The organism is Aequorivita capsosiphonis DSM 23843 (genome assembly GCF_000429125.1).
GTDB lineage: Bacteria > Bacteroidota > Bacteroidia > Flavobacteriales > Flavobacteriaceae > Aequorivita > Aequorivita capsosiphonis.
Window position 1 is genome coordinate 1 of record NZ_AUBG01000027.1, and the last position, 3154, is coordinate 3154.

Below are 3154 nucleotides of genomic sequence, written 5' to 3' on the forward strand. Positions count from 1 at the left end.
TCGTACATAAGCTTACGGGCTATTAGTACCGCTCGGCTGGGACATTACTGCCCTTACACCTACGGCCTATCAACGTGGTAGTCTCCCACGGCCCTTTAAAGAAATCTCATCTTGTGGTGGGTTTCGCGCTTATATGCTTTCAGCGCTTATCCCTTCCCGACGTAGCTACCCAGCGATGCTCCTGGCGGAACAACTGGTGCACCAGCGGTCGGTCCAACTCGGTCCTCTCGTACTAGAGTCAGATCCACTCAAATTTCTTGCGCCCACTGTAGATAGAGACCGAACTGTCTCACGACGTTCTGAACCCAGCTCGCGTGCCACTTTAATGGGCGAACAGCCCAACCCTTGGGACCTTCTCCAGCCCCAGGATGTGACGAGCCGACATCGAGGTGCCAAACCCCCCCGTCGATGTGAGCTCTTGGGGGAGATCAGCCTGTTATCCCCGGCGTACCTTTTATCCTTTGAGCGATGGCCCTTCCATGCGGAACCACCGGATCACTATGCTCTACTTTCGTACCTGATCGACTTGTAGGTCTCTCAGTCAAGCTCCCTTATGCCATTGCACTCTACACACGATTGCCAACCGTATTGAGGGAACCTTTAGAAGCCTCCGTTACTCTTTTGGAGGCGACCACCCCAGTCAAACTACCCACCAAGCACTGTCCCCTTTTGTAAAGGGTTAGACTCTAGACAAGCAAAGGGTGGTATTTCAACAATGACTCCACCACGCCTGGCGACGCAGCTTCAAAGTCTCCCACCTATCCTACACATTGCTTATCCAAAACCAATACTAAGCTATAGTAAAGGTGCACGGGGTCTTTTCGTCCCACAGCGGGTAATCGGCATCTTCACCGATACTACAATTTCACCGAGCTCATGGCTGAGACAGTGTCCAGATCGTTGCACCATTCGTGCAGGTCGGAACTTACCCGACAAGGAATTTCGCTACCTTAGGACCGTTATAGTTACGGCCGCCGTTTACTGGGGCTTCAATTCAATGCTTCTCCCGAAGGATGACATCTCCTCTTAACCTTCCAGCACCGGGCAGGTGTCAGGCCCTATACTTCATCTTTCGATTTTGCAGAGCCCTGTGTTTTTGATAAACAGTCGCCTGGACTCTTTCACTGCGGCCCCCATTGCTGGGGGCGACGCTTCTCCCGAAGTTACGCGTCTATTTTGCCTAGTTCCTTAGCCATGAATCTCTCGAGCTCCTTAGAATTCTCATCCCAACCACCTGTGTCGGTTTGGGGTACGGGCTGCTTCACTCGCTTTTCTTGGAAGTCGATCCTCAGGATTATCACCTTGGCCGGAGCCTCAGTGTACTATCGCCGTGTTACCACTGGCTTCAACGTGCTATTCCGTCAGCACGCACCTAATTCTCGCCTCCGTCACTTTTAACGTGAGCAGGTACAGGAATATTAACCTGTTGTCCATCCACTACCCCTTTCGGGTTCGCGTTAGGCCCCGACTAACCCCCAGCTGATTAGCATAGCTGGGGAAACCTTGGTCTTTCGGAGTGCGGGTTTCTCGCCCGCATTATCGTTACTTATGCCTACATTTTCTTTTCTGTACGCTCCAGCATACCTCACGGTACACCTTCGACGCAAACAGAATGCTCCCCTACCACTTATATTAATATAAGTCCATAGCTTCGGTAGTATGTTTATGCCCGATTATTATCCATGCCGGACCGCTCGACTAGTGAGCTGTTACGCACTCTTTAAATGAATGGCTGCTTCCAAGCCAACATCCTAGCTGTCTGTGCAGTCCAACCGCGTTTTTTCAACTTAACATACATTTGGGGACCTTAGCTGATGGTCTGGGTTCTTTCCCTCTCGGACATGGACCTTAGCACCCATGCCCTCACTGCTGATCATCATTTTATAGCATTCGGAGTTTGTCAGGAATTGGTAGGCGGTGAAGCCCCCGCATCCAATCAGTAGCTCTACCTCTATAAAACTATATATCAACGCTGCACCTAAATGCATTTCGGGGAGTACGAGCTATTTCCGAGTTTGATTGGCCTTTCACCCCTACCCTCAGGTCATCCGAAGACTTTTCAACGTCTGGCGGTTCGGTCCTCCATTTGGTGTTACCCAAACTTCAACCTGCCCAAGGGTAGATCACACGGTTTCGCGTCTACTACTACCAACTAAAGCGCCCTATTCAGACTCGCTTTCGCTGCGGCTCCAGTTCTTAGAACTTTAACCTCGCTGGCAACAGTAACTCGTAGGCTCATTATGCAAAAGGCACGCCGTCACCAAATAAATTGGCTCCGACCGCTTGTAAGCGTATGGTTTCAGGATCTATTTCACTCCGTTGTTCACGGTTCTTTTCACCTTTCCCTCACGGTACTGGTTCACTATCGGTCTCTCAGGAGTATTTAGCCTTGGCGGATGGTCCCGCCGGATTCATACAGGGTTTCACGTGCCCCGCACTACTCAGGATACCACTATCGGTAACTGTCCTTACTAATACCGGGCTATCACCGTCTATGGCCACGCTTTCCAACGTGTTCTTATTCGTAAAGCACCAAATCTCGTGGTCCTACAACCCCAATACTGCCGTAACAGCATTGGTTTGGGCTAATCCGATTTCGCTCGCCGCTACTATCGGAATCACTATTGTTTTCTCTTCCTCCGGGTACTTAGATGTTTCAGTTCCCCGGGTTTGCCTGTCTTGCGACATACCATATCTTCAATATGGTGGGTTGCCCCATTCGGATATCTGCGGATCAACTTGTATGTGCCAATCCCCGCAGCTTTTCGCAGCTTATCACGTCCTTCTTCGCCTCTGAGAGCCTAGGCATTCCCCATACGCTCTTATTTTGCTTATTGTACTTTTTGCTCTTTTAATGAGTTATTCTTCAGTAATCAGTAGTCCGTTTCCAGTGATCAGTATAAATACCAATCCCCTTCTACTTCAACCGAATACTGTAATTATTAAATTATTACTTTTCTCGTATTCTTTGTTTCCAATATGTCAATGAACTGTCTGGATCCCTGTATCTCTCAGGCCCGGATAACGGGCAGCTAATGAAAGACAACAGTTGTTGTCCGTGGTGGAGAATATCGGAGTCGAACCGATGACCTTCCCGAAGCAGGTTCGGGACGCTCTGACCCCATAATATGGCCAAAACTCTGTTTCAATATGT

The 3154-nt window shown here is 49.6% G+C and carries 1 rRNA gene; it reads right to left on the bottom strand.

Annotated features, from left to right (window positions below):
- Positions 1 to 2 precede the first annotated feature (2 nt).
- A 23S ribosomal RNA gene (locus G440_RS0115595) occupies positions 3 to 2837 on the bottom strand.
- Positions 2838 to 3154: the final 317 nt, after the last annotated feature.